Consider the following 15,514-nt stretch of genomic DNA (forward strand, 5'->3'; position numbering starts at 1 on the left):
CTGTGCCGCCGTGCGCGCGGCAGCCGCGGATGCCGGCCGCGCCGAGGTCGCGGAACGCGCCACGGTCGGCTTCGCTGCCGTGGTTCCCACGCCTGCCCGCGCCGCCTCCGGCGCGGCCGCCGCGCCGCCAGGCTGCTCGGCCGTTGCGGGCTGCGCCGCCCTGCGTGATGCTTCCCCGCCGGAGGCGGACGCGGCCGACCGCGTGCCCGCCTCACCCCGCGCAGGCACGGACACCGCCCCGCCTCGCGGCTCGGCCGGCTGCGCCGTCGTGGCTTCCGCGCCCGCCTGGGCTGCCGCCGGGGCCGTTGCGGGTTCGGGGGAGTCGGCGGCCTTCGGGGTCGGGCGGGGGGTGGTGCGACCCCGGGGCGTCGCGGGGCGGTAACCCGAGGTGGCCTCCCTCGGGGCCGCGGCGCCCCCGTTGTTCGCGGCGTTCGCTCCCAGGAAGGTTGCGGGTACGTCGAACCGGGTCACGATCTATGCCTCCGTCGGGGTCGGTGTGGCGGGAGTGGTGGCCAGGCGGGCGCAGGCGGCCAGGGGGATGGCGACCCAGTCGGGGCGGTGGCGGGCCTCGTAGACCACCTCGTAGATCGCCTTGTCCGTCTCGAACGCGCGCAGCAGCACCGGGTCGAGGGTGGGGTCCTCGGCGCCGGTCGCGGCGTAGCCCGCGCAGAACGCCTCGCGGTTGCGGGCCGCCCAGGCCGCCGCGACGGCCGGGTCGGCGAGGCGGGCGTGGGCCGCGGCGTAGTCGAAGGAGCGCAGTATCCCGGCCACGTCCCGCACCGCGGGCTGCGGAAGGCGCCGCTCCTCCAGGGTCTTGGCCGGTTCGCCCTCGAAGTCCAGCAGCACCCAGCCGCGCGTGCTGCGCAGCACCTGGCCCAGGTGCAGATCGCCGTGGACGCGCTGGGCGCGCAACCGCAGGCCGCCGCGCGCGGCGAAGGCCAGGTCGCGGAAGATCCGGCGCAGCGCGTCGCGGTGCCTGCCGAGCGCCGGGACGGCCAGGCAGGCCGCGTCCAGGCGCAGGGCCATGGTCTCGGCCATGGCCTCGACCTCGGCCCGGCGCAGCACCGTCACCGGCATGCTGCGCGCCAGCGCGAGATGCACGTCGGCGGTGGCCCGGCCGAGGAGAAACGACTCTGCGGCGAAGTTCCCCACCCGGGTCGGATCGCTGTCGAGCAGTTGGATCTGGCGCAGGGCCAGCTCCCAGCCGTCCTCGGCCTCGCGCAGGAAGTGGGTGAGCACGCCGAGCGTCGCCGGGGCCTCCTGGGGGGAGTCCGGCAGCTCCGCCTCGAACCACGCCAGCGGGGCCGGGATGCGGCTGCTGCCGGCCCGGCCGAGGGCGAGTGACAGCTCCAGATCCGGGTTGAGGCCGGGGGAGACCCGACGGAACAGCTTGAGGATCGCGGCCTCGGCGGGGCTGCCGCCGTCGTAGATGATCGAGGTGTTGGACTGCTCGGCGGTGCTGACCCGGCCGGGGGCCGCGGCGGGAAGACGTCCGCCGAGGGTGGAGAAGCGCAGCGGGCCGAGCCGCTGCGGCGAGGTCAGCAGGGCGAGCAGGCGGCGTGTCAGTGCCGGGTCGTAGGCTGCGTCGTAGGTGACCAGCCCGTCGTGCGGGCCGCTGGTGATCCGGCCGATGACCGCGTCCTGCGGGACGGCCGCGCCGTGCAGGCCGGGCAGCCCGTCGGGGTGGGCGCCCAGCAGCAGCTGGTAGACGTCGACGACGGGCGCGCCGCCGCCCGGCTGGCGCTGCTCCACGCGCAGCAGCAGGTGCAGCAGGGTGCCGGTGCCCCGGGCCAGGCCGGTCGGGCCGGGCAGGGCGGTGACGGCGAGCGGGGTGATGGCGGAGATCGGGTGGCCCTTGCCGGCGAACCAGCGGCGGCGCGGCAGCCAGTCGCGCAGCATCGGCAGGGTGGCCTCGACCAGGGGGCGGTAGCCGGCCGCGGGAGTGGGCGGGACCGGCGTGGTCACGGCACGCGGGCGGGAGGTGTCGGACATGTCTCCCTTTCCCCGGAAAGGCCGGTACAACCGGTGATGAGAGCGGTCATCACCGGTTGAACCATTTTTCCGGAAACGGACGGACGTGGCATCGTCGGCACGCCCGGTGGAGGACGGCTTTGCGCAGGACGGGGGATGAGCGTCGGGGTCAGGGGCGCGCGTTCGTTCGGCGGCTGTGCGCGGGCACGGGCGTGTCGCCCGGCCGCAGCCGGAACCAGTAGAAGCCGTGACCCGCGAGAGTGAGCAGGTACGGCAGTTGGCCGATGGCGGGGAAGCGCACCCCGCCGATCAGCTCGACCGGGTGCATGCCCTCGAACTCACGCAGGTCCAGCTCGGTCGGCTGGGCGAACCGCGAGAAGTTGTTGACGCACATCACCAGGTCGTCCCCGTAGGCCCGCAGGTAGGCGAGGACGGCCGGGTTGCTGGAGGGCAGCTCCGCGTAGGAGCCCAGCCCGAAGGCCGGGTTGAGCTTGCGGATCTCGATCATCCTGCGGGTCCAGTGCAGCAGCGAACTGGGGTTCGCCATCTGCGCCTCGACGTTGGTGACCTGGTAGCCGTAGACCGGGTCCATGATCGCCGGCAGCGAGAGCCGGCCGGGGTCGGCCGTGGAGAAGCCGGCGTTGCGGTCCGGCGTCCACTGCATCGGCGTACGGACGCCGTCGCGGTCGCCGAGCCAGATGTTGTCGCCCATGCCGATCTCGTCCCCGTAGTACAGGACGGGCGAGCCGGGCAGGGAGAGCAGCAGCGCGGTGAAGAGCTCGATCTGGTTGCGGTCGTTGTCCAGGAGCGGGGCCAGGCGCCGGCGGATGCCGACGTTGGCCCGCATCCGCGGCTCCTTGGCGTACTCCGCGTACATGTAGTCGCGCTCCTCGTCGGTGACCATCTCCAGGGTCAGCTCGTCGTGGTTGCGCAGGAAGATCCCCCACTGGCAGCCCGAGGGGATGGCCGGGGTCTTGGCGAGGATCTCCGAGACGGGGTAGCGGTTCTCGCGCCGCACCGACATGAAGATGCGCGGCATGACGGGGAAGTGGAACGCCATGTGGCACTCGTCGCCGCCGGAGGAGAAGTCGCCGAAGTAGTCGACCACGTCCTCGGGCCACTGGTTGGCCTCGGCCAGCAGCACCGTGTCCGGGTACTCGGCGTCGATCTCCGCGCGCACGCGCTTGAGGAAATCGTGCGTCGCGGGGAGGTTCTCGCAGTTGGTGCCGTCCTCGGCGTAGAGGTAGGGCACGGCGTCGAGGCGGAAGCCGTCGATGCCGAGGTCCAGCCAGAACCGCAGCGCCGCCAGCATCTCCTCCTGGACCTGGGGGTTCTCGTAGTTGAGGTCCGGCTGGTGGGCGAAGAACCGGTGCCAGAAGTACTGCTTGCGGATCGGGTCGTAGGTCCAGTTGGAGGTCTCGGTGTCGACGAAGATGATGCGGGCGTCCTGGTAGAGCTTGTCGTTGTCGGCCCACATGTAGTAGTCGCCGTAGGGGCCGTCCGGGTCGTTGCGGGAGGCCTGGAACCACGGGTGCTGGTCACTGGTGTGGTTCATGACGACGTCGATGATGATCCGCATGCCGCGCTGGTGGGCGGCGTCCACGAACTCGACGAAGTCCGCCAGGTCCCCGAACTCGGGCAGGACCGCGGTGTAGTCGGCCACGTCGTAGCCGCCGTCGCGTAGCGGCGAGGCGAAGAACGGGGGCAGCCAGAGGCAGTCCACGCCGAGCCACTGGAGGTAGTCGAGCTTGGCGGTGAGCCCCTTCAGGTCGCCGATGCCGTCGCCGTTGGTGTCCTGAAAGGACCGGACCAGGACCTCGTAGAAGACGGCGCGCTTGAACCACTCCGGGTCGCGGTCGCGCTGTGGGGTGTCGGCGAATGTGTCGGGGACGGGTTCGTTGACGATCACTGAGCGGCCCTCCGGACCGTGAGGATGTGTGCCGGCGTGGTGTGGGGGTCGAGCCGGACGTAGTTGTGGCGTCCCCACCGCCAGACGGCGCCGCTCAGCTCGTCGAGGACCTCCCACGGACCGTCAGGCGCCTCGTCGCCGAGGGCCTCGCCGAACGCCGCGGGATCGAGCGTCAGCGTGGCCTCCTGCGGGTGGTGCGGGTCGAGGGTGACCACGGTCAGCACGGTGTCCTCGCCGCGGGTCTTGCTGTAGGCGAGGATCTGGTCGTTGTCGGTGGGGTGGAACCGCAGGTTGCGCAGCTCCTGCAGGGCGGGGTGCGCGCGGCGCAGCCGGTTGAGGGTGGTCAGCAGCGGCGCGAGCGTGTCCGTGCGCGACCAGTCGCGCGGACGGAGCTGGTACTTCTCCGAGTCGAGGTACTCCTCGGAACCAGGCTTCACGGGGGCGCTCTCGTAGAGCTCGAAGCCGGCGTAGACGCCCCAGCTCGGGGCGAGGGTGGCGGCGAGGACCGCGCGGATCGCGAACGCGGCCCGGCCGCCGTGCTGGAGGTAGGCGTGCAGGATGTCCGGGGTGTTGGTGAACAGGTTGGGCCGCATGTAGGCGGCCGCGTCCCCGGAGAGCTCGGTCAGGTACTCCGTCAGCTCCTGCTTGGTGTTGCGCCAGGTGAAGTAGGTGTAGGACTGGTGGAAGCCGACCTTGGCGAGGGTGTGCATCATCGCCGGGCGGGTGAACGCCTCGGCCAGGAAGAGCACGTCGGGGTCGCTCTTGGCGATCTCGCCGAGGACCTTCTCCCAGAAGACGACGGGCTTGGTGTGCGGGTTGTCGACGCGGAAGATCCGCACGCCGTGCGACATCCAGTGGCGCAGCAGCGAGACCGTCTCGGCGACCAGGCCGTCGAGGTCCCGGTCGAAGTTGACCGGGTAGATGTCCTGGTACTTCTTGGGCGGGTTCTCGGCGTAGGCGATGGTGCCGTCGGCGCGCTGGGTGAACCACTCCGGGTGCTTCTCGACCCAGGGGTGGTCGGGGGAGCACTGGAGGGCGAAGTCGAGCGCGATCTCCAGGCCCAGCTCGGCGGCCCGGTCGGTGAAGGCGTCGAAGTCGGCCATGGTGCCGAGGTCCGGGTGGATCGCCTCGTGGCCGCCTTCGGGCGAACCGATCGCCCAGGGGGAGCCGACGTCGTGGGGGCCGGCCTCCAGGGTGTTGTTCGGGCCCTTGCGGAAGGCGCGGCCGATCGGGTGAACGGGCGGCAGGTAGACGACGTCGAAGCCCATCGCGGCGACGGCGGACAGTCGCTCGGCGGCGGTGCGCAGCGTGCCGGGGACGGGGGCGTGACGGCCCGTCGGGTCGACCTGGGCGCCCTCAGACCGGGGGAAGAACTCGTACCAGGAGCCGTACAGGGCGCGCGGCCGGTCGACCTGGAGCGCCAGCGGGCGGGAGGCGGAGACCAGCTCGCGCAGCGGGTGCCTGGCCAGGGTGTCGCGCAGCTCGCTCCCGAGCGCGGCCTCCAGCCGCTGCATGGGCGGCAGCTCGGACTCGCGCAGCAGCTCGGCGGCGGCCAGCAGGTGGGCCTTGCCGTCCTTCTTGCGCACCCCGGCGGCGGCGCGGTCCAGCAGCAGCGCGCCCTCCTCCAGCATCAGGCCGGGCTCGATCCCGGCCTCGATCTTGATGCGGGCGGCGTGCTCCCAGGTGGCGATCGGGTCGGCCCAGGCCTCGACGGCGTAGGTCCAGCGTCCGGGGGAGGTGGCGGTGATCTCGGCGCCCCAGCGGTCGGTGCCGGGGGCGAGCTCGCGCATCGGCGTCCACGGGCCGCTGCGGCCGCGCGGATCGCGCAGCACCACATTGGCTCCGATCAGGTCGTGGCCCTCGCGGAAGAGCGTCGCGCTGACCTCGAACACCTCGCCGACCACGGACTTGGCCGGACGCCGTCCGCAGTCCACCGAGGGGCTGACATCCAGTACGGGAATACGGCCGATCATCTGGAGCTGGTCGTCCTTTCGTGCGGGCATCACGCAGGGCGCTGGTGCACGGGGGCGGGTGCGGGGGCGGAACGGGTGCTGCGGTTGCTGCGGGTGAGGCGTGTGGCGTCGGTGGTGCGGGGGTGCCGCAGGCGTCAGAGGGGTAAAGCTGAGGTAAAGCGAGATTGCGGCAGAACCAGAGTCCAGCAGAAGTCAGGACAAAAGGGGTGTCGACGGGCGTCGAGGAGCCGACGGTGAACCAGAACGGGTGAAGCCGAAAGGGTGTGACGCTGAGTGAACGTGACGCTGAGTGAGGGTCGAACGGAGAGTGGCGAAGCACGGGGGACGCGGCGAAGCACGGTGTTCTGCGGCGGCGCGGCGACCGACAGGAGCGTCGGGGGAGCGACCAAGAGAGCCTTCCCCGGCCTCACCGCCCGGCAACCTGCCACCTGTCGAACGCCGTCGTGTTGACAACGATCGCGCGCGACGCGTGGACACGCAGAACCGCCGGTTCCGCATCGGCGCCACGCAGGTCGGCGCGCCCGTAGCGACCTGCTCCGATCCTCGCACCCAACGCCGGGGCTACGCGCGGGTAGCGGCGTATTTCAGCCATGGATCACGGCAGTTGGCCGTGCCTGGGTGGACTGCCGTGTGTCGGAGTCGTGAATTCCTACGATCGTGCGCTACCGCACTCCGGCGTGCGCCCGCGCGCACGCTACCCCCGGAAGAGTGAACAGGTGCGCCGCCGATCGCACCAATGCGCCGAACGGCGGCAGTGCGCCTCCCTGTCGCTCGGCGACGGCCTGATCGCGCGGCTATCTTCGGCTGGGTGAAGGCAATCCGACGTTTCACGGTCCGCACCGTCCTGCCCGAACCGCTCCAGGCCCTAGGTGAGTTGGCACTCAACCTGCGCTGGTCCTGGCATCCGGAGACGCGTGAGCTGTTCCGCTCGGTCGACCCCGAGATCTGGGAGGCGACCGGCTGCGATCCCGTCCGCCTGCTCGGCGCCGTCTCCGGAGAGCGGCTGGCGGCCCTCGCCGGCGACCGGCGGTTCCTGCGCCGGCTCCACGACGCCGAAGAGGATCTGCGCGACTACCTCACCGGCCCGCGCTGGTACCAGCAGCAGCGCGGCCGGGAGCTGCCCGCCGCCATCGCCTACTTCTCGCCCGAGTTCGGCATCACCGCCGCGCTTCCCCAGTACTCCGGCGGCCTCGGCATCCTGGCCGGGGACCACCTCAAGGCCGCCAGCGACCTCGGCGTCCCCATCATCGGCGTCGGCCTCCTCTACCGCCACGGCTACTTCCGCCAGTCGCTCTCCCGCGACGGCTGGCAGCAGGAGCGCTACCCGCTGCTCGACCCGAACGAACTGGCCGTCAGCCTGGTCCGCGAGCCGGACGGGAGCCCCAGCGTCGTGGCCCTCGCCCTGCCGGGCGGGCGCGCGCTGCACGCGCAGATCTGGAAGGCCCAGGTCGGCCGCGTGCCGCTGCTCATGCTCGACTCCGACATCGAGGAGAACGACGCCCGCGCCCGCGACGTGACCGACCGCCTCTACGGCGGCGGCAGCGAGCACCGGCTGCTCCAGGAGATGCTGCTCGGCATCGGCGGGGTGCGCGCGGTGCGCACCTTCTGCCGCCTCGCCGGACACGCCGAGCCCGAGGTGTTCCACACCAACGAGGGACACGCCGGATTCCTGGGCCTGGAGCGCATCCGCGAACTCACCCGTCCGGAGGACGAGGGCGGCGCCGGGCTCGACTTCGACGCGGCCCTGGAGGCCGTCCGCGCCGGAACCCTGTTCACCACCCACACGCCCGTTCCCGCCGGCATCGACCGTTTCGAGCGGCAGCTCGTGCAGCGTCATTTCGCCACCGGCGGCGGGGGCGGCGGCACGGGCGGCGGCGTCGCCGGCGTGACGGAGGGTCTGCCGGGCGTCCCCGTCGACCGGGTGCTCGCGCTCGGCGCGGAGAGCTGGCCGGGCGGTGACCCGTCGCTGTTCAACATGGCCGCGATGGGTCTGCGGCTGGCCCAGCGTGCCAACGGCGTCAGCGAGCTGCACGGCCAGGTCAGCCGGGGCATGTTCAACGGCCTGTGGCCGGGCTTCGACGCCGCCGAGGTGCCGATCACCTCGATCACCAACGGCGTCCACGCGCCCACCTGGATCGACCCGGAGGTGGTCCGGCTCGCCGCGCGCGAGATCGGCCCCGAGCGGATCGAGGACGCCATGGTGCTCGGCGAGGCCCGACGCTGGGACGGCATCGACGCCATCGGCGACACCGAGATCTGGGAGATGCGCCGCCGCCTGCGCGCCCAGCTCGTCACCGAGGCCCGCGCCCGGCTGCGCGCCTCCTGGCGCCAGCGCGGAACCGGTGACGCCGAGCTGGGCTGGACGGGTGACGTGCTCGACCCGGACGTGCTCACCATCGGCTTCGCCCGACGGGTCCCCTCCTACAAGCGGCTCACCCTGATGCTGCGCGACCAGCAGCGGCTGCGCTCGCTGCTGCTGCACCCGACCCGCCCGATCCAGATCGTCGTCGCGGGCAAGGCCCACCCCGCCGACGACGGCGGCAAGGCGCTGATCCAGAAGCTGGTCGCCTTCGCGGACGACCACGCGGTGCGCCACCGGATCGTCTTCCTGCCCGACTACGACATGGACATGGCCGCCAAGCTCTACCCGGGCTGCGACGTCTGGCTCAACAACCCGCTCCGCCCGCTGGAGGCCTGCGGCACCTCCGGCATGAAGGCCGCGCTCAACGGCGCGCTGAACCTCTCCGTCCTCGACGGCTGGTGGGACGAGTGGTTCGACGGCGCCAACGGCTGGGCGATCCCCACCGCCGACGGCGAGGTCGACGAGGACCGCCGCGACGAGATCGAGTCCGGCGCCCTGTACGACCTGATCGAGCACCAGGTCGCGCCGCGCTTCTACGAGCGCGACGCGTCCGAGCTGCCGCGCCGCTGGATCCAGATGGTCCGCCACACCCTGGTCACCCTCGGCCCGAAGGTGCTGGCCGGCCGCATGGTCCGCGAGTACGTCGAGCGCCTCTACACCCCCGCGGCCGAGTCGCGTCGGGCGCTGGCGGCGGTGGGCGGGAGCGGCGAGCCGTTCGAGGGCGCGCGGGAGCTGGCGCAGTGGAAGACCCGGATCCGCGCCCGCTGGGCGCAGGTCCGCGTCGAGCACGTCGAGGCGGCGGGCGGCGCGGACGCGCCGGAGCTCGGCTCGACGCTCACCCTCCGGGTCCAGGTCCACCTCGACGGGCTCGACCCGTCGGACGTGGACGTCCAGGCGGTCTCCGGCCGGGTCGACGAGGCCGACGTGATCTCGGACGTCTCCACGGTCTCCCTCAAGCCGGCCGACCGCGCCGACGTCGACGGCCGGTGGCGCTACGAGGGCCCCCTGGAGCTCAGCCGCACCGGCCCGTTCGGCTACACCGTCCGCGTTCTTCCCCAGCACCGCCTTCTCGCCGCCGAGGCCGAACTGGGGCTGGTCACCGTCCCGGCGGAGACGACGGGCTTCTCGGACGGCGTCCTGAGGTGAGGCAGGCGGGGCTGTGCCCGAGGGCGCGGCCCCGACTGTCCGTCTCGGACCGTGGTCACCCTCTCGTGCCGCCTCGGCCGCGGCCCTAGAGTCGGAGCCATGACCTTGCTGGTGAGCCGACGCCATGTCGACCATGGCCGTGCCACCACGACGGGTTGTCGCCGCGTCAGCTGACGCGGCGTGCTCGTTTCGTTCCCTTTCCTCGCACGTACGAGGGCCGCTTTCGCTTCTTCGAGCCGAGCGGCCCTCATCGGCGTGTGCACCTTCGTCGCCCCCGCGCGGCCGCACGGCGTCCGACCCATGACCTAAGGACTCCGCCATGCGCCTGCGCGCCACCGTGTCCGTGCTCGCCGCCGTCGCCTCCCTCTGCGCCTTCGGCCCGCTGCCGCCGCAGAACCCCGGCACCGCCGGGAACGGGACGGCCACCATGCACGGGGACTCCGCCTCCAGCGACACCACGCCCTATCCCGGCCCCGGGAGCGGCCCGGTCAGCTGGAGCCGCACCGCACTCGCCTCCGCCTGCCCGACGGTGGTGATCGGGGGCGACGGCCGGCCGGTCGCGCTCTGCACCACGATCTTCGGGCAGACCCCGACCGTGCACCTGCTCGATCCCGCCACGGGCGCCGACCTCGCCTCGCTGGCCCTGCCCAAGGGCAGCCTCTTCGGCGGTGTCTACGCCTATCTGGACGCCACGAACGCGCTGGTCGTGGTGGACGGCGACGACGACCTGCTCCGCATCGGCCACCACCTCGCAGGCGGCGCATGGTCGCTGACCGTCGACCAGTCGACCTCCCTCGCGGGCGCGATACCGTCGGGCGACGACATCGTGGGGCTGAGCCCCGGCTGGGACGGCCGGATCTGGTTCGCCACGGCCGGCGGCGTCATCGGCACGGTGGACACCTCCACCGGCGCGGTGCGGACCCTCGCGACCGGCGAGGGCGTCGCGAACAGCATCTCGACCGTCCCCGGCCACACCGCCGTCGCCACCGACCACGCCCTCTACCTGCTGAGCGAGGCCCCCGACGGCACCCCGGTCGTGGACTGGCGCGCCCCCTACGACCGCGGCCCCGGCCGCAAGCCCGGCCAGCTCAGCTGGGGCACCGGCGCGACCCCGAGCTTCTTCGGCCCCGGCGACGGAACCGAGTACGTCACTCTCACCGACAACGCCGCGCCCCACGAGAACCTGCTGGTCTACCGTGTCGCGGGCGGTCCGACGCCGGTCTGCTCGACACCCGTGCTGACCCAGTACCCGCAGAGCGGCACGGAGGACGCCGTCATCGCCTCCGGTTCCAGCGTCTTCGTCACCGACACCTACGGCTACCCGTATCCGGCCCTTCCGGCGGGCGCCCCGGCGAGCGTTCCGGCGTCGGCGTCCTTCGACGGCGGCATGAGCCGGGTCGACCTGAACCCGGGCGGCGACGGCTGCCACCCGGTCTGGAACAGCGACGTGAAGTCGGCCGCCCTGCCGCGACTTTCGCTGGCGGACGGAAGGATCTACACCCTCACCGTCGCCGGGCCCACCGGCACCCTCGGTGCGCAGACCTTCGCGTCGTACTCCTACGCCACCGTCGACCCCGCCACCGGCGCGCAGCTCTCCAGCTCCTGGATCGGCCTCGGCCTGCTCTACAACCCGCTCCAGATGACCGGCACCACCGCGCCGGACGGCACGCTGTACCAGGGGACCGAGACCGGCGTGCTGCGCATCACCCGGGGCTGAACGCGAACGGGGCGTGGGGCTGCTGAGCAGCCCCACGCCCCCCGGGCGTCGCACGTGGCTACACCAGGCTGTCGCGCCAGGCGGCGTGGAGCCGGGCGAAGCGGCCGGTGCCGCCGATCAGGTCGGCGGGCGTGCCGTCCTCGACGACGTGGCCCTGGTCCATGACCAGGACGCGGTCGGCGATCTCCACCGTGGAGAGGCGGTGGGCGATGATGACCGCCGTGCGGCCCGCCAGGACCGTGGCCATGGCGCGCTGGACCGCCTGCTCGCCGGGGACGTCCAGGGAGGACGTCGCCTCGTCGAGGATCAGCACCGCCGGATCCGCCAGCAGGGCGCGGGCGAAGGCGACCAGCTGCCGCTGGCCGGCCGAGATGCGGCCGCCGCGCTTGCGGACGTCGGTGTCGAAGCCCTCCGGGAGGGCGGCGATGAAGTCGTACGCGCCGATGGCCCGCGCCGCCTCCTCGACTTCCTCGCGGGTGGCCTCGGGGCGGCCGATGGCGATGTTCTCCGCGACCGTGCCCGAGAAGAGGAACGACTCCTGCGTCACCATCACCACGCCGCGCCGCAGTTCGGGCGTCGCCAGTTCACGCAGGTCCACGCCGTCGAGGGTGACGCGGCCCTCGGTCGGGTCGTAGAAGCGGGCGAGGAGCTTGGCCAGGGTGGACTTGCCCGCGCCCGTCGCGCCGACCACGGCGACGCTCTGCCCGGCCGGGATGCGCAGGTCGAAGCGGGGCAGGACCTGCTTGCCGGTGCGGTAGGAGAAGGCGACGCCGTCGAAGTCGACCGCGCGGCCCGGGATGGCGTCCTCCGGCTTGGCGGGCAGCGCGACGGGCTCGCCCGGCTCCGGGACGGACGGCTCGTGGGCGAGCAGGCCGGCGATCTTCTCCAGCGCGGCGGAGGCCGACTGGTAGCTGTTCAGGAACATCGCCACCTGGTCGACCGGGTCGAACAGCCGCCGCAGGTAGAGCACGAAAGCGGCCAGCACGCCCAGCTCCAGGCTGCCCTGGGTGACCAGGACCGCGCCCCAGACCACCACACCGGTGATCCAGATGTTCGCGGTGGCCCGCGAGGAGGCGACGAACTGAGCCATCGACAGCAGACCCTGCGCGTTCGCGTCGGTGTACTCGCCGTTGGAGACCGAGAAGGCCTCCTCGTTGGCGGCCTCGCGGCGGAACGCCTGGACCGGGCGGATGCCGTTCATCGTCTCCGTGAAGCGGACGATGACCTGGGCCACCGCCGTGCGCGACCGGCGGTAGACGATCTGCGAGCGGCGCCGGTAGCCGCGGGTGAACACGTAGATCGGTACGACCGAGGCCAGGGAGGCCAGGCCCAGCCGCCAGTCCATGACGACCAGCAGCACCGCGATGTAGAGCACCGACAGGATGACCGACAGCAGCTCCTGCAGGCCCTCGTTGAGCAGTTCGCGCACCGTGTCGACGTCGCTGGTGGCGCGGGAGATGATCCGGCCCGAGGTGTAGCGCTCGTGGAAGTCGAGCGAGAGCGCCTGCGCGTGGCGGAAGATCCGCCGGCGCATCTCCAGCAGGATGGCCTGGTTGATCACGCCGGACAGCCGGATGAAGCTGCGCTGGAGCAGCGTGGCCACCGCCGCGCAGCCCAGATAGCCCGCCGTCACCGCGACCAGCGGACCCCAGTCATGGGCGCGCAGCGCGGGGATGCCGCGGTCGATCGCGTAGGAGACCAGCAGCGGGCCGACCTGGAGCGCCGCCTGCTGGACGGTGATCATCAGCATGGCCAGCACGACGCGGGCCTTGTGCGGGCCGAGCAGCGAGCGCAGCAGCGCCCGGGGCGCGCCCGGCGGGACGGGGATGTCCTCGCTCTCGCCGGAGGGGGCCGGGGCCCGGTCCTCCTCCTGCGGGAGCCGAGGCTCCCTGCGGTGTGGCTCCTCCAGGAGCTCGCCCTGTTCCGTCTCGGTGAGGTCCGTCTCGGCGACGCTCATCGCACCAGGCTCCCGTCCTCGGTTCCTTCGCCGGTTCGTTCGCCCGACATCAGCTCCCGGTACTCCGGGTTCGACTCCAGCAGTTCGTGATGGGTGCCGACAGCCGCGATCCGGCCGTCGGCCAGCAGCGCCACCCGGTCCGCCAGCTGCACCGTGCTGGGACGGTGCGCGACGACCAGCGCCGTCGTCTCGGCCAGGACCTGACGCAGCGCCTGCTCGACCAGCGCCTCGGTGTGCACGTCCAGCGCCGAGAGGGGATCGTCCAGGACCAGGAACTCCGGGGCGCCGACGACCGCGCGGGCGAGCGCGAGACGCTGGCGCTGACCGCCGGACAGGCTCAGGCCCTGCTCGCCCACCTGGGTCCCTGATCCCTCGGGCAGGGCGCGGACGAACTGCGCCTGCGCGACGTCCAGCGCCCGCTCCAGCTCCTCCTCGGACGCGTCGGGCGCGCCCATCAGCACGTTCTCGCTGACGGAGGCGGAGAAGAGGGTCGGATCCTCGAAGGCCATGGAGACCAGCTCGCGCAGCCGGGCGCGCGGTATCTCGCGGATGTCCGTGCCGTCCAGGGTGATCCGGCCGCCGTTGATCTCGTAGAGGCGCGGAAGCAGTGCGGTCAGTGTGGTCTTGCCGCTGCCGGTCAGGCCGACCAGGGCCATCGTCTCGCCGGAGCGGACGTGCAGGTCCAACCCGCTGAGCAGGTCGGGCGAGTCCGCCGGGGCGTCCGGGTAGCGGAAGCGCACGCCCGCCAGTCGGATGCCGTCACGGGCCCCCGCCCGCGCGGACGCGCGTTCCGGCGCGCCGTCGGGGACCGGCCCGTCCTCGGAGTCGGCGGGCCGGGCGTCCATGACCTCGTAGAAACGGTCTGTCGCGGTCGCCGCCTCGTTGCTGTAGGCCAGCAGCCAGCCGAGGGACTCCACCGGCCAGCGCAGCGACAGCGCCGTGGACAGGAAGCCGACGAGCGTGCCCGCCGTGGTGCTGCCGTGGGCGACCTGGACGATGCCGACCGCCAGCGAGGTGCCGAGCGCGAGCTCGGGCAGGCCGACGATGACCGCCCAGAGGTTCGCCAGCAGCCGGGCCTTCTTCAGCTCCGTCTCGCGCAGCAGCTCGGCCTGCGCACGGTAGCGGGCGGCCATCGTGCGGTGCCGTCCGAAGGACTTGAGGATGCGGATGCCCAGCACCGACTCCTCGAGCACGGTGGCCAGGTCGCCGTTCTGGTCCTGGGCGAGCCGGGCGGCGGCGGAGTAGCGGCGCTCGAAGTAGGAGCACAGGATGATCAGCGGCGCGGCCGGCAGGACCGTGATCAGCGCCAGCTGCCAGTCCAGGGTGAACATGATGCCGATCCCGGTCAGGAAGACCATCGAGTTGACGATCAGGAAGACCAGCGGAAAGGCCAGGAACAGCCGGATGGTGTACATGTCCGACGTCGCCCGCGACAGCAGCTGGCCCGAGGCCCAGCGGTCGTGGAAGGAGACGGGCAGACGCTGCAGCTTGGCGTAGAGGTCCGCGCGCATCTGCCGTTCGACGCCGGCCAGCGGCCGTGCGACGAACCAGCGGCGCAGCCCGAACAGGCCCGCCTCCAGCAGGCCGAGCACCAGCAGCAGCACGCCCTGCCGCCACAGCCCGGCGGTGTCGTGGTGGGCGACCGGGCCGTCGACGATGTTCTTCAGCACCAGCGGGATGACCAGTGCCGAGAGCGAGGCGAGCAGCGCCGAGACCGTGGACGCGGTCAGGAACCAGCGGATCGGCCGGACGTACGGCCACAGCCGCAGCAGCGACCGCGTCGCCGAGTGCCGCGCGGGCGGCTGAGCGGCCGGCGCGGCGGCCGGCGGCACGGGCTGTGGCGGGGTCTGCTGCGGGCTCTGCTCTGGGTTCTGGTCGGGGGCTTGCGGGGCGGGGAGGGAATCCTGCTGCGTCGACACCTTTCGGACTGTAGACGCAGGGACTGACAGCCCTCATCCCAATTTCCGCCCCTTACACGCCCCGGCTCCGCTCAGCCCGGCAGGTGGACCAGCACGGTCCCGCTGCCGTCGACGACGTCCATGGCGCTGATGTCGGACGACCCGATGGAGGTCGAGGCCGGCACGGACGCGGCCGAACTGTAACCCGAGCCCCAGGTCCCGGCCGTCTCGGTACGCCCGTCACTGGCGTGGACGACCAGATGGCAGGTGATCCCCTGGGGCAGGTTCCCCAGCTTGAGCTGCACCTGCGTGCCCCAGTTCTCCGGGGTGAGCGCCGCCGAGGCGGTCACGTGGGTCTGCGCGTCGACGGCCGTCACCGTCGTGGCGGCGCTCGCGGGCGCGGGCGACGTGGTGTGCGCGCTCCCGACGTACACCCATGCGCCCACGGCCGCCGCCGCCCCGCCCAGCGCCAGCCCCGCCGACACAAGCAACCGACGCCGCGGACGGCGACGGGCGTGGGAGACGGGGCTCGTCGGCACGACGTCCGGCGCGGGCGCGGGCGCGGGCGCGGGCACGGGGGC

Annotated in this window: 7 protein-coding genes and 2 pseudogenes; 3 read left to right on the top strand and 6 right to left on the bottom strand. The window is 72.6% G+C overall.

Annotated features, from left to right (window positions below):
• Positions 1–382, top strand: a pseudogene (locus TR50_RS49570) (hypothetical protein); the annotation flags it as partial.
• 92 nt (positions 383–474) lie between these two features.
• Here the strand turns inward: TR50_RS49570 and TR50_RS41115 are convergent.
• The 3 genes from TR50_RS41115 to TR50_RS41125 all read right to left on the bottom strand — a co-directional run bounded on the left by TR50_RS41115 (position 475) and on the right by TR50_RS41125 (position 5,853).
• Entirely contained in the window at positions 475–1,992 is a 1,518-nt protein-coding gene (locus tag TR50_RS41115; protein WP_042435376.1) for a maltokinase N-terminal cap-like domain-containing protein, read from the bottom strand.
• 148 nt (positions 1,993–2,140) lie between these two features.
• Positions 2,141–3,880 (bottom strand): maltose alpha-D-glucosyltransferase, encoded by a 1,740-nt coding sequence (gene treS / locus TR50_RS41120; protein ID WP_042435379.1) that lies wholly within the window; start codon positions 3,878–3,880, stop codon positions 2,141–2,143.
• Entirely contained in the window at positions 3,877–5,853 is a 1,977-nt protein-coding gene (locus TR50_RS41125; protein ID WP_042435382.1) for an alpha-1,4-glucan--maltose-1-phosphate maltosyltransferase, read from the bottom strand. Before TR50_RS41125 ends, treS begins: the two co-directional genes overlap by 4 nt.
• Positions 5,854–6,661: 808 nt before the next feature.
• Between TR50_RS41125 and glgP the strand changes: the two genes are divergently transcribed.
• Positions 6,662–9,361, top strand: a complete 2,700-nt coding sequence (gene glgP / locus TR50_RS41130) for an alpha-glucan family phosphorylase (RefSeq protein ID WP_042435385.1) — start codon at positions 6,662–6,664, stop codon at positions 9,359–9,361.
• 319 nt (positions 9,362–9,680) lie between these two features.
• The gene (locus TR50_RS41135; protein ID WP_042435388.1) at positions 9,681–11,078 is read left to right on the top strand and encodes a hypothetical protein; all 1,398 of its coding nucleotides are present in this window, start codon (positions 9,681–9,683) and stop codon (positions 11,076–11,078) included.
• 58 nt (positions 11,079–11,136) lie between these two features.
• On the opposite strand, the gene TR50_RS41140 is transcribed toward TR50_RS41135, so the two are convergent.
• From TR50_RS41140 to TR50_RS47455, 3 genes and pseudogenes are all read right to left on the bottom strand, one after another.
• Complete coding sequence (locus tag TR50_RS41140; protein ID WP_084701881.1) at positions 11,137–13,035, bottom strand: ABC transporter ATP-binding protein; 1,899 nt, start codon at positions 13,033–13,035, stop codon at positions 11,137–11,139.
• Positions 13,032–14,867: an ABC transporter ATP-binding protein gene (locus tag TR50_RS41145; protein ID WP_042435390.1), complete on the bottom strand. Its 1,836-nt coding sequence runs from the start codon at positions 14,865–14,867 to the stop codon at positions 13,032–13,034. The genes TR50_RS41140 and TR50_RS41145 overlap by 4 nt, the downstream gene beginning before the upstream one ends.
• 158 nt (positions 14,868–15,025) lie before the next feature.
• A pseudogene (locus TR50_RS47455) lies at positions 15,026–15,514 on the bottom strand (hypothetical protein); the annotation flags it as partial.

The organism is Streptacidiphilus anmyonensis (assembly GCF_000787855.1).
GTDB classification, from domain to species: Bacteria; Actinomycetota; Actinomycetes; order Streptomycetales; family Streptomycetaceae; genus Streptacidiphilus; species Streptacidiphilus anmyonensis.

What these genes read in the sequence shown, in the direction of transcription:
- TR50_RS41140 (WP_084701881.1), bottom strand. Translation starts at nt 13,035, where the DNA reads ATGAGCGTCGCCGAGACGGACCTCACCGAGACGGAACAGGGCGAGCTC.
- TR50_RS41125 (WP_042435382.1), bottom strand. Translation starts at nt 5,853, where the DNA reads ATGATCGGCCGTATTCCCGTACTGGATGTCAGCCCCTCGGTGGACTGC.
- TR50_RS41135 (WP_042435388.1), top strand. Translation starts at nt 9,681, where the DNA reads ATGCGCCTGCGCGCCACCGTGTCCGTGCTCGCCGCCGTCGCCTCCCTC.
- TR50_RS41115 (WP_042435376.1), bottom strand. Translation starts at nt 1,992, where the DNA reads ATGTCCGACACCTCCCGCCCGCGTGCCGTGACCACGCCGGTCCCGCCC.